We start from the raw sequence: 16,902 nt of genomic DNA on the forward strand, positions 1-16,902 counted from the left end.
ACGGCTCCGGTCAGTGGGCGTAGTCGATGGGATCAACACCCAAGGATTCAGCGATTGAGATGTTCATGCGGGCGCGTTCTTCTTCGGATTTGAAACGCACGTAGTGGAGGCGCGGGAAGCGTTCTTCCAGAATCGGCATGGCGTGGAACGGGTTGGAATTGGCCAGAATGATCAGGGGTTTACCATCATGTTTGGTCTTGGCCGCCTCGCGCATGTCGTTCACATTATGGGCGTCTACCTCCACAACAACCGCGCCGAACGTTTCCATCTTGGCCTTGATGTCCCCCACTTCCATGACGGAATCCATCGCCCCGTCACATTGCTGGCGGTTCACATCCATGATTGCCTTGACGTTGTCGATCCGGTGGTGCGCACAGCACTGGATCGCTTCCCATGTCTGGCCTTCCTGCACCTCTCCGTCGGACATATAGACCCAGACGCGGCCCTTTTCGCCCTTGCGTTTGCGCGCCCAAGCCAGACCTGCGGCAGTGGACAAACCAATGCCAAGCGTGCCGTTATGCACCTCCATGCCGGGGCTGTGCTCTGCGCCGATCATCTCAACGCTGGACCCGTCCTTGTTGAACATCTCCAGACCTTCAGCCGCCATACGGCCTGTTTCGATCAACGTCGCATAAGCCACCAGCGCATAATGGGCGGGGGCGATAAACAGACGGTCGTATTCCGGTTCAAACGGACCGTTGTAACCGGCCCCTGTGTGATAATCCGGATTGTCCGCATGGGGCACACCGCCGAAAGGTTTCGGGATCATCGGCAGGGTCGGCGCCCCAAGGTTCAGCTCCTCGTTATAAAGCCAGGCCAGTTGTTCGGCAGAGGAGCAGGCTTGCGACAGATACCCGCCATTGTTGCGCATCGCATGTTCAAACACGCGGCGGCGGATTCCAAGGGCGATGTCTTCGGTGGTTCGTTCGTTCTTCACGGCAATATTCCACATTGGCCGGCGCAAGCGCCGACAGGTTGAAGGGGACCGGCAGGTCGGTGTTGGGGCGCAATGCTCGGTGGGATCACCACCGCTTTACGCAGAAAAGTCAGGCAGTGGGGCGCATCTCGGAGCATTTCGCAACAGCGCAAACACGGGCGGGTCGCTGGAAAATGACGGGCGCGGCAGTCTGGGCAAGGCAGATACCCTCGGGGCGTTGGAACTGTAAATGGGGTGTCCGGCCCGCCACGTCAGCAGGCCGGACAGGGATCGGTTTAGCGTTTGGGCAATGGCATCCAGTCGGCCATCGCAACATCTGCATGCTGGAATTGTGGCATCTTGGCGCCCAGTTCTTCCATGTTGCTGACGTCCTGTTCGTTCAGGAAATCCTGCGTGATCAGGGTCGGTGGAACCACTACGGATTTACCGGGATTTTCGCCTGTCAGCTGAAGCGCCAATGTGCGCACCGAAACCTCGCCCACAACAGACGGGTTGGTAGCAACGGTCGCGACCCAAGCGGAATCCGGTTCCCGCATGGCGGAAATATCAGCGGTAGAGACATCGGCAGAATAGATTTTGATGTCCTGTGTCAGTCCGGCCTCATCCACCGCGATTTTCACCCCTTTGGCAAATTCGTCAAACGGCGCAAACATCACGTTGATGGTCGGGTTGGCCTGCAAAATGGAGCGGGCTTGGTTGGCAACCGCATTGGCAATCGGATTGTCGAGCGTGCCGAACACAGCCGCTTCCTTGATGCCCGGATTTGCCTGTTTCACTTCTTCCCACGCCACATCGCGTCGGTCCAGCGGCGCGATGCCCGGAACATAGACATAGCCGGCAGTGAATTCGGTGCCGTTATCCGCAATCGCCTGATCCAGAGCCAGTTTACCCAGCAGATAGTCAGACTGTTCAATCTGCGGAATAGCCTCGTTTTCCACATCCACGTCGAAGGCAACGACTTTGATGCCCGCGTCCACTGCCCGCTGTGCAGCTTCTTTCATGGATTCAGTCAGACCGTGCTGGATGATGATCCCGTCCACGCCAAGCGCGATAGCCTGATCCACCATATCCGCCTGCAACGCCGCATCCTGACGGCTGTCAAACACCCGCAGGTCCATGCCAATCGCTGCGGCTTGGGTCTCCACGCCGGACAGATAGGACTGGAAAAAGTCACCTGTCGAGAGGTAACGCACCAGCGCGATTTTAACGTCCTCGGGTTTGTCCAGAGGTGCGGGCATCTGCGCAAGCGCGGCGCTGCCCAGACCAGTCGCAAGGGCTGCCAGCCCGGCGAATTTGATAAAATGACGTCTCAACATGATTTTTTCCTCCCATCAGTTGATCAGGTTTTCCCACCGGCGCCCCGCTTGGCGCTAAGGTAGAAGGTAAATACAAGCGCAATCACCAGAACCGCGCCTTTCACGAAATCTTGGGTGTAATAGGGTGCGTTCATCATGGTCAGCCCTTGCAAAAGGATGCCGACAAACAACGCGCCAACCGCTGTGCCAAAGGCATTAGGGCGGGCCGCGCCAAGCACGGCAAAGCCGATCAATGCCGCCGCCACACTGTCCAGCAACAGGTTGTTTCCGCTGGCAATATCACCGCGCCCCAGACGCGCCGCCAACAGGATGCCCCCGATAGAGGCGGTCACGCCAGAGATCATATAGGCCGCAATTTTGTAGCGGTTCACATTTGCACCGACCAAGGCCGCCGCCCGCTCGTTCGAGCCAATCGCATACATCAGACGCCCGTGACGGGTCAGTTCCAGAAACACCCAAATTGCAAAAGCGGTGATCAGGAAAATGACGACCGGAACCGGAACCAGACGCTCTACCACCAGATCAAAGCGGTGCCGCCCGAGCCACAGGAACGCCTGCGAAAACGCGCCTTCCGCTACGCTGCCGTCGGGCAGCTTCATGCCGGTCGCGATGGAATTGCCCTGTGTCGGGATACGTTGCAGGCCGATCAGCAGAAACATCATCCCCAAGGTGGCCAGCAGGTCGGGCACCTTGAACTTCACGATCAGCAGACCGTTGATCAACCCCACCACAGCGCCCATCAAAAGGCACAACATCACAGCGGAAAAGGCCGACATTTCAAGGATCACCATCGCATAAGCCGAGAGCATCAGCGACGTTGTTGCCACCGATCCGATCGACAGGTCAAACCCGTCCACCACCAGCGTACAGGTCACGCCAAGCGCCAGAATCCCCGTGATCGCTACCGACTGCAGGATGAAGGCCGCTGATCGGGGAGAGGCAAATCCGCTGGCAGACAGGCTGAAATACAGCACCAGCCCCATCAACAGGATCAAAAAGCCGAAGCGGATCGCAAAGTTCAGGATTTTCTCGTTGGTCATAATCAGTTCGCCTGTATTCGGGCGTCTTTGGCCCCTGAGACCTGGGCAATCAGCACGTCCAGATCAATATTGGAATTGGAATGGGTGCCAACCACAGCCCCTTCGTGAAGGACGATGATGCGGTCCGCAATTTCGAGGGCTTCGTCCAGCTCGGCTGCGAACACCAGTGTGGCGCGGCCCTTGGCGGTGGCGCGGATGTGGCGGCCGATGTCGCGGCGTGCGCCGATGTCTACACCCTGAAACGGTTCATCCAGCAACAACACGCGGCTGTCTTCCAGCAGCCAGCGGCCGATCATCACCTTTTGCTGGTTGCCCCCCGACAGGGTGCCGATGCCGTCATAATCGGACTGGCATTTGACTCCGATCTGCCGGATCATATCATTCGCCGCCCCGCGCTGTTTGCGTTTGCTCAGCAGGGACAAGCGGCTGAAACTGCCCAGAAACGGCAGCGTCATGTTATTGGCGATGTCAAAGGCGGGGATCACGGCGTTGGTGCTGCGATCCTTGGAGGACATAAACACCCCTGCGGCCACCGCATGGGTGGCGGATCGGGGCGCATAGGGCCGCCCGTCAAGCCGCAACTGGCCCGATTTGACAGGTCTCTGCCCGAAAATCATATCTGCAAGCTGGCTTTTCCCACTGCCGAGCAGTCCGGTAATGGCGACCACCTCGCCGTCATGGGCGGTAAAGCTGACCGGTGTATCGCCACCGTCAAGCCGCACCTGATCCACCTCAAGGATGGCAGGACCGCCGGAGACAACGTCAATATCCACATCGGTCATCTTATGGCCAAGCATCGCCGTCACTGCGCCATCATAATCCAGCGGCGCCTGATCGAAAACGCCGGAAATCCGACCGTCCCGCATACAAACGATCCGGTCGGCAATGCGGCGTATATCGGACATGCGGTGGGAAATATAAAGAATCGCCACACCCTGATCCCGCAGCCTGTCCAGAAGCGCGAACAGGCGGTCGGCCTCGGATGCAGAGAGGGATGACGTCGGCTCGTCCAGAATAAGGACTTTCGGCTCATAGGCCATTGCGCGGGCAATGGCGATCATCTGGCGGTCGGCTACGGACAGATCCGCCACCCGCGCCCGCACATCCAGATCAAGCCCCATATTGTCTGCCACTTTACGTGCCGCGACCCGCAGCGCACGGTCACGCACCAACAGCCCGGCCCCCTGCTCTGTCAGCCGGTTCAACATCAGGTTTGTCGCTACGTCCAGATCGGGAATCACCCCGTCATCAATGGACTGGTGCACCGTCACAACCCCGCGCGAAATCGCATCCGCCGCATCCAACGGCTGGAACGGTTGGCCCTCAAGCTGTATCGAGCCTCCATTGGCCCCCTGAAACCCGCAAAGTATCTTAACCAGCGTAGATTTCCCCGCGCCATTGGCCCCCATCAAAACAACAACTTCGCCCGCAGACAGGTCCAGATCGATTCCGCGCAATACGTGATTGCGACCGAAAGATTTCTCCAGACCTCTGATTTCACAGGCTTTCATACACTCTTCCCAGATCTCGTTCCCTAGCCGCCACCGGATGGCGTGTTCCTTCGATAGTAACCATTTCAACAGTTGTCAAACCATTTGTCTATTGACTAGAAAGCGCACCGCCGCGATAAACATCTCATCAAAAACGGGAGACTGCGGGATGGAGTACGCGAATTATGAGGCCCTGACGCCAGAGACACTTTCTACACGGTTGGGCAGCCTGCCGGCGGTGACGAAACACCTTGGAACCGACCCATCGGGCTGGCAGGTCAGGGAAGTCGGTGACGGAAATCTGAACCTTGTGTTTATTGTGCAAAGCGATCAGGGCAGCGTTATTGTCAAACAGGCCCTTCCTTATGTGCGCCTTGTGGGGGACAGTTGGCCGATGCCGCTGTACCGCGCCTTTTACGAATATCACGCCCTGACCCGTCAGGCCGCCCGTGATCCTGGAACCGTGCCGGAAATTTATTATTTTGACGCGGATCAGGCGCTGATCGTGATGGAGTTTCTTTCCCCCCATGTGATCCTGCGCAACAAGCTGATTGCCGGTGAAAAAGTCAAAGGACTGGGGGCGTTCTGCGGCAAATTCTGTGCACGCACGGCGTTTCGCGGTTCTGAACTCTCCCTGAAATCCGCTGACAAAAAGGCCGATGTGGGGCTGTTCTCGGGCAATGTGGAAATTCCTGCGATCACCGAAGGATTGGTCTTTACCGATCCCTATTTTGAGGCGGAGCTGAACAATCACACACCGGGACTGGAACCGGTGATAAATGAGCTGCGCAACAATATCGAGCTAAAGCAGATCGCCCAGCAGATGCTGACTAAATTTGCCTCTAACACGCAGACAATGGTGCATGGTGATTTGCACTCCGGTTCGATCATGGCCACCGACAGCGAAATCCGCGTCATTGATCCCGAATTTGCACAATATGCGCCGATGGGTTTTGATATTGGGATGCTGACCGCCAATTACCTGATGGCCTTTTTCAGCCAGCCCGCCCATCGGGGCAGTGATCTTGACAGCTATCAGGACTGGATACTCTCGGTCATCACGGACTGCTGGGCCAGTTTCGAGGCAGAGTTCCGCAGCCTGTGGGACAGCGAAAGAACCGGTATGCTTTACCCTAAAACGCTGTTTGAGGATCAGGGCCACAGTTCGGGCGCTGCCTGTGACGGGGTTCTGGCGGAAATCTGGCGCGATGCGCTGCGGTTCTGCGGCATAGAAATGCACCGCCGCTGCCTGTCGCTGGCCCATAATGCGGACTTTGAGACCATCGAAGACACCGCCGTTCGCGCCCCTCTGGAGGCGCGGAACCTGCAAATGGGCGCGGAACTGGTGCTCAAATCCGATACACTGAAAGATGCCAAAGCGCTGGTAGCGCTGGCACGGACTTATAACGCAAGGAACATCCTATGAAAGTAAACGGCACCCATTACCGCTCTTTGTGGTGGAATGCACAGGATGACGTGTTGGAAATCATCGACCAGCGCTCCCTGCCTTACGAATTTATCACCCAGCAAGTGAAGACGTTGGAAGATTTTGAAGACGCAATCGTGGAAATGCGCGTGCGCGGGGCGCCGCTGATCGGGGCGACAGCCGCTTATGGCATGGCGCTCGCACTTAGGCTGGACCCCTCCGATGCCCATATGGATGCAGCATGGGAGCGGTTGAACGAGACCCGCCCAACAGCAATCAACCTCCGCTGGGCCTTGAACCGGTGCCGCGAGGCAATGCGACCGCTGCCCGAAGCAGACCGCGCCGCAGCCGCCCTGAAACTGGCCCATGACATTGCGGATGAAGACGTGGAAATCTGCCGCCAGATCGGGGAGCACGGATTGAAACTGATCAAAGAGATCGCAGCGAAAAAACCGGCGGGCGAACCTGTCCGGCTGCTGACCCATTGTAATGCGGGCTGGATTGCGACCGTGGATTGGGGCACCGCCACCAGCCCGATGTACCACGCCCATGACGCAGGAATCCCGCTGCATGTATGGGTCGATGAAACCCGTCCGCGCAACCAGGGGGCATTGACCTCTTGGGAATTGGGCAGCCACGGTGTACCACATACCTATGTGACAGATAACGCCGGAGGCCATTTGATGCAGCACGGACAGGTCGATATGGTGATCGTCGGCACCGACCGCACCACGCGGCGCGGTGATGTCTGCAACAAGATCGGCACCTATCTAAAGGCGCTCGCGGCCCATGATAATGGTGTGCCTTTCTATGTGGCCCTGCCCTCCCCTACGATTGACTGGACGGTGGATGACGGCGTTGCCGAAATCCCGATCGAGGAACGCAGCCCCCGTGAGACCACCCACATCCAAGGGACAATGGAAGACGGTTCTATCGGTGTGGTTCAGGTCACACCAGACGGCACACCGGGGGGCAACCCTGCCTTTGATGTGACACCGAACCGTTTGGTCACAGGTCTGATCACCGAACGGGGCATATGCGAAGCGACACCCGAGGGTCTTGCCGCACTCTTCCCCGAAATGGCAGGCGCATAAGCGTGGCGCCGGCCTCTGCCTCCTCTGCGCGTCCGGGCGTTGATGCAGCCGGACGCGGGTCGCGGCAGGACGATCTTATCATCGAAACCGCATGGCTTTATTTTCACGACGGGTTGAACCAGAATGAAATCGCCAAGCGGCTCGATGTCAGCCGCGCCTCTGTCGTGAACTATCTGGCAGAGGCCCGACGGCGCGATTACGTGCGCATCACGCTGGACAGCGACGTGTTTCGCAACAACCGATTGGCGTCCGAGTTGCGGGCGAAATTCGGTCTGGTGGATGTGCTTGTTGTGCCCGAAGACGGAAGCTCTGCGCAGCGCACGGCAGAACGGGTGATCCGCGCCGCATCGGACTGGCTGCCCCATCTTCTGGAACCGGGGGACCATCTGGGTATTGCCTGGGGGGAAACCATTTACCGGCTGGCGCAGATCGCACCCAAGCTGATAATGGAGGATCTGACAATCGTGCAACTGTTGGGGTCCAAACCGTCCGACATCGGTTTCGCCGCAGAAAATTGCGCGGCAACACTGGCGCAGCGGTTCGGGGCCTATTGTGCCAACCTGCATGTGCCCCTGATGCTGTCCACACCGCAGCTTTGTGACAGCCTCAAGGCGGAACCGATGGTGGCGGCGCAGTTGCAGATGGTAGCGGATTGTAAAAAGGTCATCTTTGCGGCCGGAACAACCGATCCGGACAGCCATATCGCCATGACCGGCCTGCTGGACGCCCCGACCCTGTCGCAAATGCGCAAGGACGGTGCGGCCGCTGTCATTTGTGGCCGTGTGATTGATGTTGAGGGCACCCCGATGCCCGCCCCGAATGAGGACCGTTTGATCGGTGTCACGCTGGAGCAGATGCGCAACAAGGAGATGGGCATTCTGGTCTCCGCAGGGCTGGACCGCGTAGATGCCGCCGCCGCCGCAATTCGCGGCGATTACGTGACCCATTTCATCACATGCTCGGCCTCTGCCGAGAAACTACTGGACGACACACCATGACCCCCGCCAAAGACACCGCCCTGCGCCAGAGCATCATCGACGGATGTTTATGGATGAAGAACAGCGGTCTGAACCAAGGCACCTCTGGCAATATTTCCGTGCGATACAAGGACGGGATGCTGATCACCCCGTCCGGTGTCCCCTACGAAAAGTTGCGGCCCGACATGCTCTGCGCCATGCCGTTGGAGGGTGAACCGGATCTATCGGGCGACATCCGCCCGTCAACCGAATGGCGCTTTCACCAGTCGATCCTGCGCAGCAAGCCGGATGTGACGGCGGTGGTGCATGCCCATCCGGTCCATGCCACAGCAATCGCCGTGCAACGCCGCGCGATTCCGGCCTGCCACTATATGATCGCCGCTTTTGGCGGTAATAGCGTGCCACTGGTGGATTACGCGTTGTTTGGCAGTGACGATCTGGCCCGTATGGTTGCCAAGGCAATGGCAGAGCGGACCGCATGTCTGATGGCCAATCACGGCGCGGTGGTGGCGGGGGAAACCCTTGACCGCGCACTCTGGCGGATGGAAGAACTGGACAACCTGGCGCGGGTCTATCTGTTGGCGCTGTCAACCGGAACGCCCGAAATCCTGACCGATCCCCAGATGCAAGAGGTTGTCGCCGCCTTTGGCAATTATGGCCCTAAAGACATGGATTAAACCGCGATCAAGCCTTAACCGGACGCGCGCCCGTGATCAGCCGTTGAACCTGCAAGCTGCATCGCGCGCACGCACCCCACCCAAGGTTGTACCCCGCCCTGCCAACGCGCATTTTTATTGCAAGAAATTGCCAAAACCCGTGGTATTTATTTTGATTTCCCCCCGACTCTTGGGTCATAAGCTGTTACAAACACGACAAAACCGTCCGGTTTTGGTGTAAAATTTGACGTGAGCGCGGCTAGGGTTTTGGCGATTGCGCTGACACAGCTTCCACAGGAGGAACTACAATGAAAAAACTGATCCAAACGCTCGCACTCGGTGTGACGGCCCTCGGGACATCCCTGTCGGGTGTCAGCGCGGAAGAATGGCGGTTTAACAATTTTCTGCCTGAAACCCGTCCTGAAACAGCCGAGATCGAACAGTTTGTCAAAGACGTGAATGCTGCGGTTGACGGCGACTTTGAACTGAAACTCTACAGCGGCGGGTCCCTTGGCCTGCCCAACACCGACACGCTGCGCTTCCTTCCTAAAGGCGCAGTAGAGATGAGCCTGATGTGGGCGAACTATCTGGGCCGCGATGCACCCGCGCTGAGTTCGGTTGTCGTGCAGGGCACCATCGGGTCCATCGACGAGTTTGAAAAAGCCATTCCCGCGGTTCAGGAAATCTATGAAGAGGAATTTGCTGACTGGGATGTAACCTCTGTCGGGTATGTGGCGATTCCGATGCTGTCTGTGTCCGTATTCTGCCGCGATGAACCCGTACGCACTATCGAAGACCTGAAGTCCAAGAAACTGCGCGTCTGGGCGCGGGATCAGGTGGAAACCTTCACCCGTCTTGGCGTTGCAGCACAGATCATTCCACAAGAAGAAATGTATGTGGCGATGAAAACCGGCGTTGTGGATTGTGCGCTATATCCCGCACTTTATGCCCACACCGTTTCCCTGCAAGAAGTGGCCAGCCATGCGTCTTTCCTTTATCCGATGGCATCCGGTCCTTACGTGATCGGTGTGGCCACCGACCGTTGGGAAAAAACAGACGAGAACATCAAATCCGCCATCACCACTGCGGCTGATGATCTGTGGAACCGTACAAACCAGTACGAAGATGATCAGGCCCGCGAAATGGAAGCCCGTGAAAAACTGGCCGAGCAAGGCGTGACATGGGCCGAGGATTTCTCTGATGCGGACCGCGAGTTGTTTGTCTCCTCTGTGACCGAAACATGGGCGATGCTGGCAGAGGAAGCCGGTGGCAATGCCCCCGCCTACCGCGAGCGTGTTCTTAAAGCTTTGGGTCGTTAAGTCGGATCTGATGCAGAAGATCAAACACATCATTGCGCAAGGGCTGAACGGTTTGGCCCTTGCCTGTGCAGTTGCGGCGGCACTTGGGATGGTGTCCATTGTGGGCATCATCATGTATTCCGTGCTGATGCGCAAATTTGCCAATGCGCCGGTTCACATCACCGAAGAGGTGGTCGGACTGTTGCTGAGCGTTTCGCTGTTTCTGGGTCTGCCTATGGTCACGCTGAACGCCAAACACGTGCGGGTTGCGCTGCTGGCGGACCGTCTGAAAGGGTCCCTGCAGACCGTCATTCAGATCGCGGCCCTGCTGGTTGGCATCCTGTTTTTTTCATGGCTGATCTACGAGACAATCCCCTGGTTTGAATTTGCCTACAAACGCAGTCTGAAAACCGAAACCTCGCGGATTTTGCTGTACCCGTGGATGGCGCTGATGCCGCTGTCCCTGTTCCTGACGCTGGTCATTTTCGTGGCGCGGTTGTTTGGAGTGATCGACCGGATACCTCAATCCGACCCTGACCAAACCCTTAGCGGATCCGCACACTGATGTCTTTCTGGCTTACCTTGATCGGCGGTCTTCTGGCCACCGCCAGCACCGGCGTGGCTTTGGGCGTTGCCCTTGGCCTGACCGGTCTGACCATCCTGCACTTCTTTTCCAATGGCGCAACGTCGCTTGCGATTGATGCAATCTGGAATGTATTCAACTCTTTCACGCTTAGTGCTGTGCCGATGTTCATCCTTCTGGGGGAAATCCTGCTGCGCAGCGGCATCAGCCAGAAAGCCTATGCCGCGTTTTCGCCCCTGTTCCGCAGGGTTCCGGGCGGACTTTTGCACACAAACATCGCCGTCTGCACCCTGTTTGGCGCAGTCAGCGGGTCGAGCCTGTCGACCGCTGCCTCTGTCGGGCTGGTCGCCTATCCGGAGATGACGAAACGGGGTTACGACAAAGACACCATCACCGGCAGTCTGGCGGGTGGTGGCACCCTTGGCCTGTTGATCCCGCCAAGCCTGTCATTCCTGATTTACGGGGCGCTGACCGAAACCTCGATCGGACGTCTGTTCGCGGCGGGGATTATTCCCGGACTGCTCGCCGGATTGCTGTTCATGGCCTATCTGCTGGTCAAAAGCATCCGCAATCCCCATATCGCGCCCCGCGATGACACCCCTGTGGGCTTTTGGCTGGCGCTGCGCGGTTTCCGTCAGATCTGGCCGCTGCTGGCGCTGATCTTTGCGGTGATCGGCAGCATCGTTGCAGGGCTTGCCACCCCCACCGAAGCTGCCGGTGTGGGGGTTGTCCTTGCGGTGATCATATCGTCCATTTGGGGCGAACTGACCTTCCGGAAACTGGTTGAGGCGGTCTACCAATCCGTACTGTTGTTCACCTCGGTCGGGTTTCTGGTGCTTGGTGCCACGATCCTTGCCCAATCGGTCAGCGTGTTGGGCATCCCCCAGCAAATCCTGTCCACCGTGGCGGACAGCGGGCTTGGCACCTATAGCGTGCTGCTGATCGTCGTGCTGGTGTATCTCGTGCTCGGCTGTTTCTTTGACGGCTTGTCGCTGATGATCATGACCCTGCCGGTGGTGTTTCCGCTGCTGACGGGCCTTGGTTTTGATGCGATCTGGATTGGCGTTATGATTACCATCGTGATTGAAATCGGCCAGATCACCCCGCCGGTGGGATTGAATCTTTCGGTGCTCAGCGCACTAACAAACGGGCAGGTCAGTCTTGGCCGCGTGGCCATTGCCACCATACCTTATTGGGTGATCCACCTGTTTATGATCTTCATCCTGACCCTGTTTCCCGCGATCGCGCTCTTCCTTCCTGACCTGTTATTCTAGAAAGGCCCAGAAATGGCTTTGAAACTGAAACCGAAACCCTTTGGTCCCGTCTTTGTCATCTTTGAAGGCAGCGATAGTTTCCTTTATGCCTACGGTGATCCGGACAAGGCCACACCGCATCCGCCGGTAAATTCGCCAGTGGATACGATGCTGGCCTCGCTTGGCTCTTGCATCGTGAAATCGGTGCAATGGGCGGCAGACCAGCACAAGGTAACGCCGCAGCCGTTTCAGGTTAAGGTGGAAGCGTTGAAATCCACCGATCTGCCGGGGCGGGTTGAATCCGCTACAATTACCGTGATCGGTGCCATTGTTGAGGATGCGGAACTTGCAGAGAAGATCGTCAAACAGGCGAAATCCGTTTGCACGGTCAGCAACTCCCTGACCACCAAAGTTGAAATCGTCATCGCGGCTGGATAATCCTGTCGCCCGCATTCCCCCATTCCGACCAGAGGCCCCCCCTGTGAGCAAGACCGTTCCGATTGATACAATAACCACGCTCGACATGCTGGATCGTGATCCGGAAGCCGTCTACCGGCGACTGCGCCGTGAGATGCCGATCGCGCGGATTGCGGCGATTAACCGGATCATTCTGACCAAGGCGGATGACACCTATCTGGCCAAGACGGACACACAGCATTTCGGCTCCAGCGATACGACAACGCCGATGCAGCGGGCCTTTGGCGGGCATACTCTGATGCGCAAGGACGGTGAGGCCCATCAGGTGGAACGGGCCGCCATGACGGAAACCTTCCACATTTCCGCCGCGCGCAGCCATTGGCAAGGCGTCTTTGATGCAATCGCACAGCAGGCGGTTGACGCGCTACCGCAAGGGGAAACCGTAGACCTGCGCAGCGCCCTTGCCGTGCCCATGACGGTGGCGTTTCTGAAACAGGTTCTCGGCATCGAACCAAAACCGGACAGGCAGTTGTTTGACTGGGCCAATGCACTGATCACAGGGGCGATGAACGCCGGTTTCTCTGAAGATGTGTTTGCGATCAGTGATCGGGCAAACGACGAGATGAACGCCTGTTTTGACAGAATGATCGAACAGCACCGCGCAGCCCCCAATCCTTCGGTGCTGGCGGTTATGGCCAATGCGGGGGATGCGCTGCCGCTCAGCCAGATCCGCACGAATATGAAAATCTGCATCGGCGGGGCCGTTGTTGAAACCCGCGATGCGCTGCTGAGCACGCTACACGGTTTGCTGCAAAACCCCGATCAGATCCGCTATTGTCAGGAAACCGGTCGCTGGGATCTGGCAACCGAGGAAGGTCTGCGCTGGGTCGCGCCGATCCAGACCAGTCCGCGCATTGTACAACAAGAGTACAGCTTGCGCGGTGTCACCCTGCCCGCCGGTGAAACCGTCCTCGTCAGTCAGGCCTCTGCCAATTATGATGAGGATTACTGGCACGAACCGGAACGTTTCGACATCCACCGCACCGGCCCCGCAAACCAGACGTTCGGACTGGGGCCGCACCGCTGTATGGGGGGTGGCATTTACCGCCAGTTTATCAGCGGATCGGTTTTGCCAGCTCTGTTCGACCGATTCTCGCAGATGCAGCCTGTTGCGGGATCAACGGTAGAGTTCCGGGGCTTTGGTTTCAGAGGTCCGACAGCCCTGCCCGTACAACTGTAGATTTGATCGACAAAGTACCTCACTTTTCGATGGGTGACACATAGATAGACCGTAGGCGCGGTGTATTTGGGTCAAAAACCTGCAACTCTTTGGGTATTTTACCCAAAGGAGGTGCCCCATGTCTTTATCTACATTCCGCGATGCCCTGAAATCCGACGATCTGGTCGCCCAACTGCGCAACAGCGTGATCGGGGACGGTATGAAAATCCCCGGCCTGTTCGCGGATGTATCGCTGGTCTATGCGGATTACGTGGCATCGGGACGCGCCCTTGCGCCGGTAGAGGATTACATCCGCGACCACGTCCTGCCTTATTACGCCAATTCCCACACCGAGGCATCCTATTGCGGGGCTTACATGACACGCCTTCGCGCCGAAGCGCGGGCGGAAATTGCGCGGCTGACCCGTGCAGACAAATGTAGCGTGATCTTTACCGGTTCCGGCGCAACGGCCGGATTGAACCGGCTGGTTTCTCTGTTCGGGGTGAACTCTGCACGCAAAGCGGTGGTGTTCGTCGGGCCTTATGAACATCACTCCAACCTGCTGCCGTGGCGCGAAAGTAATGCAGAGATCGTGGAAATCCCCGAAACCGCGCAGGGTGGACCTGATCTGGCGGTGCTAGAGGCAGAACTGCTGGCCCGCAGCGATGCGGATCTCAAAATCGGCAGTTTTTCTGCCGCCAGCAACGTGACGGGCATTGTGACCGATCCGATGGAAACCACCCGTTTGTTAAAAGCCCACGGCGCTTTGTCGGTTTGGGATTACGCCGGCGGCGGGCCTTATCTTCCGATTGATATGAACAGCACGCCGGAGTGTTTGATCGACGCAGTGGTTGTTTCCACCCATAAATTTCCCGGCGGTCCGGGGGGCAGTGGCGTGCTGATCGTGCGAGACACATCTGTTGTCCGCGACACCCCCACCTGGCCGGGTGGAGGCACCGTGACTTTTGTCTCGCCGTGGGACCACGCCTATTCCACCAGCATCAGCGCGCGGGAAGAGGCCGGAACCCCCAATGTGATTGGCGATATACGCGCGGCATTGGCCTTTATGGTGAAAGATGCCATCGGACAGGATTTCATCACACGACGAGAAGCAGAACTGAACCGGATGGCTTTTGACGGGTGGCGCGACAATGCGCAGCTGTCCCTGCTGGCCCCTGACCAGCAAGAGCGTCTGCCGATCTTTTCCTTCCTCGTAAGTCGCGCTGATGGCACCCCGTTTCACCACCAGTTGTTCACCCGTATGCTAAGCGATGTCTACGGTATCCAGACCCGTGGCGGCTGTGCCTGTGCCGGACCTTATGCGCATCGGTTGTTGAAAATCGCGCAAGCGGAGTCGCAAGACCTGTTTAACGACCTGCAAGCGGGTAAGGAAATGCGCAAACCCGGTTGGGTGCGGTTGAACTTCAGCTATCTGATGGATGACGCACAGGTGCGTTACGTTCTGGACAGCGTAAACGAATTGACCACCCGTCTGGAAGAACTGGAACAACACTATACCGTCGATGCCTCGACCGCCCGATTCTCGATCAAACCGGACAGCCGCGCCGTAGCCTAAAGCGGTAACGCGCGGTTGTTGGCGATGGCCTCCATTGTGATCAGCGAGGTGACGGATTCCAGCGCTTCGTCCACGATCAGTTTCTGGTACACCCGATCAAAATCGGTTATGTCAGCGGCCACGACCTTTAGCATATAGTCGTACTCCCCTGCGATCCGGAAGAAATCGACTACGTTCGGGATCAAAAGAACGCGGCGGCGGAAATCCTGCAACCAAGTCACCGAATGCTGGCGCGTTTTCAGCATGACAAAAACCGTCAGCCCCATGCCCAGCTTGGCAGGATCGAGCCGCACGGTTTCCCCGACGATCACGCCTGCATCCTTCATGGTTTTAATCCGCCGCCAGCAAGCGTTTTGCGACAGACCGATCTGATCGGCAAGCTCCCGTTGCGGAATTGACGAGTCTTCTTGCAGCTTTTGCAGGATTTTGAGGTCGATATGATCCATGTCCGGCACCTTTTTTGGTGCTTTATACAGAAAATGACCCGATTGTCGGGTCATTTCTTTTGGTATCAGGCAGGTTTTCGCAAGAAACCTTGCACAGCGATCACAGACAGCCCGCCAAAGTCCGCGCCAGATTGCGCAGCACCTCGGGGTAAAGCGCAGCACCCGGTTCAAGATCAGCGCCAAGGGGATCAAGCACGCCGGTGTTGACCTTAGCCCCCTCCATCACAGCCTGAATGATTCCGGGGTTGAACTGGGGTTCGCTTAGCACACAGGTGACATTCTGCTCTGCAACACGGGCCTGAACCTGCGCAATGCGGGCCGGACTCGGGTCCGAAGCATCAGACAAAGAAATCGCGCCGGATGCGGGCAGTTCGAAGGAATTCTCGAAATACTGGTAGGCATCGTGGAACACGATGAAATTCCGGCCGCGCACCGGTTCAAGCAGCCCGCTGATTTCCGTTTCCAACGCGGCGAGTTCCGCTTGTCCTTCTTGCGCGTTTGCTTGATAGGCTTCGGCGTTTTCCGGATCAACGTCGGACAGTTGCGCCGCGATTACGTCAAGCCAATGCGCCCCGTTATCAATAGACAGCCAGGCGTGGGGGTCTTCTGAACCGTGCGCATGACCGTGGTGCCCGTCTTCAGCATGATCTTCATGATCATCGTGTTTTTCATCGTGGGCGTGGTCTTCGCCGTGATCGTGGTCGGCATGATCTTTATGGTCGTGGCCCTCATGGTCATGGTCCTCATGATCATGTTCGTCGTGGTCGTGATCCTTATGATCATCATGTCCCGCCTCTTCCCCATGATCATGAGAGAACAGCGCATTCTGGCGGAACGGCAACCGCAGCGTGCCTTCCGTTTCCAAAAGCTCCACCACCGCCGCGTTTGTTGCCAGCGTCTCCACCCCGTCCTTCAGCCAAGGCGTCATCCCGCGACTGACCCAGAACACCACGTCCGAGTCTTGCAAGGCGCGGGCCTGAGAGGGGCGCAGGCTGTATTCATGGGGGCTGGCACCGGGGGAAACGATCAGGGAAGGCGTGCCCACCCCCGCCATAACGCGGGACACAAGCGAGTGGACCGGCGCAATATCCACCGCCACGCGCGGCATTTCTGCCAGCGCGGCACCGGCAGGCATCATAGCGGTCAGGAGAAGGGAGAAGAGGTTTCTGGACAT

17 protein-coding genes are annotated in these 16,902 nt (G+C 57.8%); 11 read left to right on the forward strand and 6 right to left on the reverse strand.

Features of this window, described 5'->3' with window-relative positions; translation table 11 throughout:
- Positions 1-10: 10 nt before the first annotated feature.
- The gene (locus BFV97_RS11435; RefSeq protein ID WP_083225627.1) at positions 11-937 is read right to left on the reverse strand and encodes a transketolase; all 927 of its coding nucleotides are present in this window, start codon (positions 935-937) and stop codon (positions 11-13) included.
- On the opposite strand from BFV97_RS11435, the gene BFV97_RS18775 reads away from it, so the two are divergent.
- The gene (locus BFV97_RS18775; protein ID WP_157888317.1) at positions 918-1,166 is read left to right on the forward strand and encodes a hypothetical protein; all 249 of its coding nucleotides are present in this window, start codon (positions 918-920) and stop codon (positions 1,164-1,166) included. The genes BFV97_RS11435 and BFV97_RS18775 overlap by 20 nt on opposite strands.
- A gap of 46 nt (positions 1,167-1,212) precedes the next feature.
- On the opposite strand, the gene BFV97_RS11440 is transcribed toward BFV97_RS18775, so the two are convergent.
- From BFV97_RS11440 to BFV97_RS11450, 3 genes are read right to left on the reverse strand one after another with little or no spacing between them, the layout of a single operon-like run.
- Positions 1,213-2,253, reverse strand: a complete 1,041-nt coding sequence (locus tag BFV97_RS11440) for a substrate-binding domain-containing protein (RefSeq protein ID WP_069300507.1) — start codon at positions 2,251-2,253, stop codon at positions 1,213-1,215.
- Between the two features lie 23 nt (positions 2,254-2,276).
- Positions 2,277-3,293, reverse strand: a complete 1,017-nt coding sequence (locus tag BFV97_RS11445; RefSeq protein ID WP_069300508.1) for an ABC transporter permease — start codon at positions 3,291-3,293, stop codon at positions 2,277-2,279.
- A 2-nt stretch (positions 3,294-3,295) separates the two neighbouring features.
- Positions 3,296-4,804, reverse strand: a complete 1,509-nt coding sequence (locus BFV97_RS11450) for a sugar ABC transporter ATP-binding protein (protein WP_069300509.1) — start codon at positions 4,802-4,804, stop codon at positions 3,296-3,298.
- Positions 4,805-4,952: 148 nt separating this feature from the next.
- Between BFV97_RS11450 and mtnK the strand changes: the two genes are divergently transcribed.
- From mtnK to BFV97_RS11500, 10 genes are all read left to right on the forward strand, one after another.
- On the forward strand, positions 4,953-6,209 hold the full coding sequence (gene mtnK, locus BFV97_RS11455; protein WP_069300510.1) for an S-methyl-5-thioribose kinase: 1,257 nt from the start codon (positions 4,953-4,955) through the stop codon (positions 6,207-6,209).
- Positions 6,206-7,303 (forward strand): S-methyl-5-thioribose-1-phosphate isomerase, encoded by a 1,098-nt coding sequence (gene mtnA, locus BFV97_RS11460; RefSeq protein WP_069300511.1) that lies wholly within the window; start codon positions 6,206-6,208, stop codon positions 7,301-7,303. Before mtnK ends, mtnA begins: the two co-directional genes overlap by 4 nt.
- A 2-nt stretch (positions 7,304-7,305) precedes the next feature.
- A complete protein-coding gene (locus BFV97_RS11465) occupies positions 7,306-8,301 on the forward strand; it encodes a sugar-binding transcriptional regulator (protein ID WP_245667719.1) in 996 nt (331 codons plus the stop codon).
- Positions 8,298-8,957: a class II aldolase/adducin family protein gene (locus BFV97_RS11470; RefSeq protein WP_069300512.1), complete on the forward strand. Its 660-nt coding sequence runs from the start codon at positions 8,298-8,300 to the stop codon at positions 8,955-8,957. Before BFV97_RS11465 ends, BFV97_RS11470 begins: the two co-directional genes overlap by 4 nt.
- Before the next feature lie 287 nt (positions 8,958-9,244).
- Complete coding sequence (dctP, locus tag BFV97_RS11475; RefSeq protein WP_069300513.1) at positions 9,245-10,255, forward strand: TRAP transporter substrate-binding protein DctP; 1,011 nt, start codon at positions 9,245-9,247, stop codon at positions 10,253-10,255.
- A 10-nt stretch (positions 10,256-10,265) separates the two neighbouring features.
- Entirely contained in the window at positions 10,266-10,799 is a 534-nt protein-coding gene (locus tag BFV97_RS11480) for a TRAP transporter small permease (RefSeq protein ID WP_245667721.1), read from the forward strand.
- Complete coding sequence (locus BFV97_RS11485; protein WP_069300514.1) at positions 10,799-12,091, forward strand: TRAP transporter large permease; 1,293 nt, start codon at positions 10,799-10,801, stop codon at positions 12,089-12,091. Before BFV97_RS11480 ends, BFV97_RS11485 begins: the two co-directional genes overlap by 1 nt.
- A 12-nt stretch (positions 12,092-12,103) precedes the next feature.
- Positions 12,104-12,508, forward strand: coding sequence for an OsmC family protein (locus BFV97_RS11490; protein ID WP_069300515.1), 405 nt, complete (start codon positions 12,104-12,106; stop codon positions 12,506-12,508).
- Positions 12,509-12,551: 43 nt separating this feature from the next.
- Positions 12,552-13,727 carry a cytochrome P450 gene (locus tag BFV97_RS11495; RefSeq protein WP_083225613.1) on the forward strand — a complete coding sequence of 392 codons (1,176 nt, stop codon included), beginning with the start codon at positions 12,552-12,554 and terminating at the stop codon, positions 13,725-13,727.
- Positions 13,728-13,845: 118 nt separating this feature from the next.
- The gene (locus BFV97_RS11500; RefSeq protein ID WP_069300516.1) at positions 13,846-15,282 is read left to right on the forward strand and encodes an aminotransferase class V-fold PLP-dependent enzyme; all 1,437 of its coding nucleotides are present in this window, start codon (positions 13,846-13,848) and stop codon (positions 15,280-15,282) included.
- Here BFV97_RS11500 and BFV97_RS11505 read toward each other — a convergent pair.
- Both BFV97_RS11505 and BFV97_RS11510 read right to left on the reverse strand, forming a co-directional pair.
- The gene (locus tag BFV97_RS11505) at positions 15,279-15,728 is read right to left on the reverse strand and encodes an Lrp/AsnC family transcriptional regulator (protein ID WP_069300699.1); all 450 of its coding nucleotides are present in this window, start codon (positions 15,726-15,728) and stop codon (positions 15,279-15,281) included. The two genes, BFV97_RS11500 and BFV97_RS11505, sit on opposite strands and share 4 nt — an antisense overlap.
- A 100-nt stretch (positions 15,729-15,828) precedes the next feature.
- Positions 15,829-16,902: a zinc ABC transporter substrate-binding protein gene (locus BFV97_RS11510; protein WP_069300517.1), complete on the reverse strand. Its 1,074-nt coding sequence runs from the start codon at positions 16,900-16,902 to the stop codon at positions 15,829-15,831.

Origin of the sequence: Neptunicoccus sediminis (assembly GCF_001719615.1) — a bacterium.
GTDB lineage: Bacteria > Pseudomonadota > Alphaproteobacteria > Rhodobacterales > Rhodobacteraceae > Amylibacter > Amylibacter sediminis.

Coding starts and splice junctions, on each gene's coding strand:
- BFV97_RS11440 (WP_069300507.1), bottom strand. CDS start 2,253: ATGTTGAGACGTCATTTTATCAAATTCGCCGGGCTGGCAGCCCTTGCG.
- BFV97_RS11445 (WP_069300508.1), bottom strand. CDS start 3,293: ATGACCAACGAGAAAATCCTGAACTTTGCGATCCGCTTCGGCTTTTTG.
- BFV97_RS11450 (WP_069300509.1), bottom strand. CDS start 4,804: ATGAAAGCCTGTGAAATCAGAGGTCTGGAGAAATCTTTCGGTCGCAAT.
- mtnK (WP_069300510.1), top strand. CDS start 4,953: ATGGAGTACGCGAATTATGAGGCCCTGACGCCAGAGACACTTTCTACA.
- mtnA (WP_069300511.1), top strand. CDS start 6,206: ATGAAAGTAAACGGCACCCATTACCGCTCTTTGTGGTGGAATGCACAG.
- BFV97_RS11470 (WP_069300512.1), top strand. CDS start 8,298: ATGACCCCCGCCAAAGACACCGCCCTGCGCCAGAGCATCATCGACGGA.
- dctP (WP_069300513.1), top strand. CDS start 9,245: ATGAAAAAACTGATCCAAACGCTCGCACTCGGTGTGACGGCCCTCGGG.
- BFV97_RS11480 (WP_245667721.1), top strand. CDS start 10,266: ATGCAGAAGATCAAACACATCATTGCGCAAGGGCTGAACGGTTTGGCC.
- BFV97_RS11485 (WP_069300514.1), top strand. CDS start 10,799: ATGTCTTTCTGGCTTACCTTGATCGGCGGTCTTCTGGCCACCGCCAGC.
- BFV97_RS11490 (WP_069300515.1), top strand. CDS start 12,104: ATGGCTTTGAAACTGAAACCGAAACCCTTTGGTCCCGTCTTTGTCATC.
- BFV97_RS11500 (WP_069300516.1), top strand. CDS start 13,846: ATGTCTTTATCTACATTCCGCGATGCCCTGAAATCCGACGATCTGGTC.
- BFV97_RS11505 (WP_069300699.1), bottom strand. CDS start 15,728: ATGGATCATATCGACCTCAAAATCCTGCAAAAGCTGCAAGAAGACTCG.
- BFV97_RS11510 (WP_069300517.1), bottom strand. CDS start 16,902: ATGTCCAGAAACCTCTTCTCCCTTCTCCTGACCGCTATGATGCCTGCC.